Consider the following 4,212-nt stretch of genomic DNA (forward strand, 5'->3'; position numbering starts at 1 on the left):
GAGGAGTCGAAGGCGAGCGGGGGCAGCAGCAGGAAGACGGGCGCACCGGGGTAGACCTGGCGCCGGGCGAGGGTGGAGGCCGCGAGCTGGCCGTGCTCGACCAGCACGCCCTTGGGCTCCCCCGTGCTGCCGGAGGTGTAGAGGAGGTAGGCGGGGTCTTCGGGTGCCGCGACGGGCGTGTCCGCGGGCGTGTCCGTGCCGGCGTGGCCCGGTGTCCGCAGCGCCGGTTCGTCCGCTCGTACGACCGTACGGGCGGGGGGTCCGGTCAGGCGCTCGGCCTGCCTTCCGGTCACCACCACGGCCGTGACGCGGGCGTCGGTGAAGACCGAGGCGATGCGTTCGTCGGGGTGGGCCGGGTCGACCGGGACATAGGCGGCGCCGGCGCGGAGGATGCCGAGGACGCCGGCCACGGCGGCGAGGGAACGTTCCGCCAGAAGACCGACGTGGTCGCCGCGGCCGATGCCCGCGGCGAGCAGCCGGGAGGCGATGCGCGACGCCCAGGCGTCGAGTTCACCCCGGTCGACCTCGTCGTCCCCGCAGACCGCGGCGGGAGCGGTCGTGTCCTCGGCCCGGAGCCGGGCCACCCGCGCCGGGACCGGCTCCCGGCCCTCCGCGGGAAGCTCCTGCCCCCGGCCGAGCGCGAGGAGTTCCTCGCGCTCGGCCTCGTCGAGCGGTACGAGTTCGCGCAGCACGCGTCCACGCGGCGGCGTCCCCGTCCCGGGCTCCCCGGTCAGCGCGGTGAGCGCGGCCCGGAGATGGCGGAGGAAGGCCGTCAGGCGTTCGGGGGTGTAGCGCTCCGCCGGGAAGGCGGCGGCCAGTTCCGCTCCGCCGTCCTCGGTGTGGAACAGGGCGATGTGGACGTCCCCGGCGGCGGACGGCGGGAGCGGTGTCGTGGCCGGGCCCTGGACCCCGTAGGTGAACTCCAGCGGCACGGGCGGAACCGAACCCGGCGTCATGGCCAGGTCGCGGGAGCGCCCGAGTGCCGTGTGGGCGGCGGCGAGGAGCTCGGCGGGCGCCATGTCCTCCCGTACGTCGAGCAGGACCGGCACGTCGGCCTCGGAGGTAACGATCACCTGCCGGTACGCGGCGGTGTGACGGACGAGCGTCAGGGCGAGCGCGGAGAGACCGACCGCGAGGGGGTTCACGCCGTGCCGGCGGGCCGTCCGGCCGACCGCCGTACGAAGAGAGGCGTCCAGTGCCAGCCGTACCCGGGCCACGGGGCCTGCGGGGACCGGGCGGTCCCCGCCGAGTCCGAGCGGTCGCTCGGGGAGAGCGGCGCGGACCTGTTCGGTCCACTGCCGGAACTCCTCCCCGGCGCTGTCCCGCGCGGCCGGGTCGGCGGGCCGTGATGACATGGATACTCCTTCGGTGGCGGTCGGCACGGAGAACTGCGGGGTCAGTCGGCCAGCGTCATCGTCAGGTGGACGCGGTCCGTGCCGCCCGCGTTGTAGGCGGAGTGGTGGAGCTTGGTGTTGAGGATGTGGACCCGGCCGTCCGTGGGCACGTGGTAGGTGTGGCCGGTACGGAAGAGCAGCCGGCAGTCCTCGTTGGTCATGATCGACATGTGGGCGACCCGCGAGTGGTCGGTGTGCATGTGGTAGATCTCGCCCGGGTGCAGGGTGACGAGGCGCATGCGGCCGGGGCGGAACGGCAGGTTCTTCCAGATCTCGTAGAAGTACGTGTCCTTGAGTTCCTCGTTGAAGACGGAGAACTCCGCCTCCTCGAAGTTCTTCTCGCCGGTCTCCTGGTCGTACTGGCCGTTGCCGGCGTCCCGCCACGGCTCCTCGGCACCGACCCGGTGGGTCAGGCCGAGGCGGCGCAGCCGGTCCTCCTCCTTGCCGGACGCGGGCAGCGGTACGCGCTCGACGTACTGCTGGTAGGCCTTGACCAGCTCCTCGTGATCGAACTGGAGCCCGGGGACGAGTTCGAGCATCTCGGGACCGACCGTGGTGAGGGTCTCGACCGACATGGAGTTCTCCTGTGTCTGTGTGAGTGGTGATGCGGAAGGGGTGTACGCCGGGGACGCGGTGCCCCGTCAGGCGGCGGGCGCCGGCGAGACGGGCCGCTTCGGGGCGGTGCGCTCGGCCCAGCGGACGAGCGGGCCGCTGATGAAGCCGACGACGAGGAAGAACCCGCCGAGCAGGTACCAGCCGGGTTGTCCGAGGCCGAGGGCCAGCGCTCCGAGGACCATGGGGGCGAGGGCCTCGGCGGCTCCGCCGCCCAGGCCGAAGACGCCCGAGTACTGGCCCTGGGCGTGCGGCGCCGCGAGGCCGTAGGAGTACTCCATCGCGGCGGCGGAGTGCCACAGCTCGCCGAGGGTGTAGACGGCCGTGGCCGTCAGGAGCAGAGCGACGGACAGCCAGGCGGACGGACTGCCCGCCGCGAGCATCAGCAGCAGTCCGGCCGCGACGGCGATGCCCGCCCAGCGCATGCTCCGGCCGGCGGCCGCCGTGTTGTCGACGTTCTTGCTGACCACCACCTGGAGGGTGATGACGAGCACGGTGTTGAGGATCAGTACGCCGGACACCATCGAGCGCGGTGCGTCGGTGTGGTCCATGATCCAGAGCGGCAGCAGGAAGGTCGGCACCGCGAAGTGCAGCGACATGAGGCAGTTGAGGACGGTCGCCGCCAGGTACGGGCGGTCCCGCAGCGCTTGCCAGCGGCCGCTCAGCTCCGGTGCGGGCACCGGGGCCAGCCGGGGAAGGCGCAGCAGGACCACGGCGCAGCCGGCGAACGAGAGGGCCCGGCCGACCACGAGCGTCAGATAGGCGGGGGCGGTGTCGAACTGGATGGCGACACCGGCAGCGAGCGCGCCGAGGGCCACGGCGAGGTTGGTCGAGGCCCTCAGGTAGGCGCGGAAACCGGCCTGGTCGTCTCCGCCGATCCCCCGGATCAGGGGGGCCTTGCTCGACTTGTCCGCCGCGAACACCACGCCGATGAGCATGGAGACGAGGACGTACGACCAGAAGCTGTCGACCAGGAGGAAGCAGGCCATGAACAGGGTGCCGCTGATCATCACGCCGATCTGCGTCTCCCGCGCGCCCCAGCGGTCGGCGACCTTGCCGCCGAGAATGCCGGCCGCGAGACCCACCATGGCGCCGGCGAAGAGGCCGAACGCCACCTGGGTCATGGGCAGGTGCACGACGCGCGTGAAGTACAGCGCGCTGGACGACATGAACATCCCGCTGCCGAGGGCGTCCACGAAGACCGATGTCGCCAGCAGGCGGCGCGGTCCGGCCGGTTGCAGGAGCCGGTCGGCGAGCGATCCGCGCCGGGGGGCGGGTCCCCCGTTCCCCTTCCCGGTCACTGCCACATCTGGTCCGCGAAGTCGGCGTCCGGACGAAGGACCTCACGGTGCCAGGCACGCAGTTCCCGGCCCGACACCCCGTACGGGGCGACCACCAGGCGTTCGTCGAACCAGGCCCGTACCGCGCTGAACCGTGCCTGCAGCTCCTCGTCGTCGGACGCGGAGACCAGGACCTGGCCCATGCGGTGGTTGGTGCTGTCGACGTCGGCGGAGAAGCGCTGCCCCACCGGGAACTCGATCCGGGCGAACTCGACGCCCGGCAGCGCACGGAGTTCGGCGGGCGAGGGGCAGTCGAAGACGACGCCGGACCGGCCCGGGAGGTAGCTGGTGCCGACGAGTTCCGGACGGTAGGTGATGTCGTCCTTCGGCGGCCGGCCGATCGCGCAGAACAGCGCCGCCTCCCCGAAGTTCACCCCGAACTTGGCCATCACCTGTTCGTCGATCAGCGCTCCGCCGCCGCGCGCCGCGCACTCGCTGAACGTCAGCACGCCGGTCTCCGGGTCGTGGAAGAGTTCCATGTGGAACAGGCCGTCCCGCAGGCCGAGCGCCGAGAGGGCGCCGCGGACGACGGGTTCGGCGCGGTCGTACGCCCACGCCTCGGTCTTCTGGTCGAAGTGCCGCATCCACAGCACCTGCTGCTCGTCGACCATGGTGAGGCACGGAAGCCCGTAGCGGCCGACCGCGAGGAACCGCAGCGTGCCGTCGTACACGAAGCCGTCGGCGATCCACTCCTCGGTCCCGCTGCCGCCCACGTACTCCTCCAGGGCGAAGGTGCGCTGGGCGAGGTGCTCCTCGCGGTAGCGGTCGCTCAGCTCACGGAGGCGTTCCAGGCTGTCGACGACCGTGGTCCTGGCGGTCCCCGCCCCGGCGATCGGCTTGAGCACGGCGCGCTCGTAGGGCAGCTC

General features: G+C 72.3%; 4 protein-coding genes. All 4 read right to left on the bottom strand.

The features are described 5' to 3' along the window. Positions 1–1,355 (bottom strand): AMP-binding protein (locus RIF68_RS29215; RefSeq protein ID WP_309054285.1); only part of this gene is annotated, 1,355 nt, incomplete at its 3' end. A gap of 41 nt (positions 1,356–1,396) precedes the next feature. Then, positions 1,397–1,969 (bottom strand): aspartyl/asparaginyl beta-hydroxylase domain-containing protein, encoded by a 573-nt coding sequence (locus tag RIF68_RS29220; RefSeq protein WP_309054286.1) that lies wholly within the window; start codon positions 1,967–1,969, stop codon positions 1,397–1,399. A 66-nt stretch (positions 1,970–2,035) separates the two neighbouring features. After that, complete coding sequence (locus tag RIF68_RS29225; RefSeq protein ID WP_309054287.1) at positions 2,036–3,307, bottom strand: MFS transporter; 1,272 nt, start codon at positions 3,305–3,307, stop codon at positions 2,036–2,038. Beyond that, on the bottom strand, positions 3,304–4,212 hold a 909-nt coding region (locus RIF68_RS29230), incomplete at its 5' end, for a hypothetical protein (RefSeq protein WP_309054288.1). The genes RIF68_RS29230 and RIF68_RS29225, both read right to left, overlap by 4 nt.

This window comes from Streptomyces sp., assembly GCF_031178505.1.
Classification (GTDB): Bacteria; Actinomycetota; Actinomycetes; order Streptomycetales; family Streptomycetaceae; genus Streptomyces; species Streptomyces gulbargensis.

What these genes read in the sequence shown, in the direction of transcription:
- RIF68_RS29220 (WP_309054286.1), bottom strand. Translation starts at nt 1,969, where the DNA reads ATGTCGGTCGAGACCCTCACCACGGTCGGTCCCGAGATGCTCGAACTC.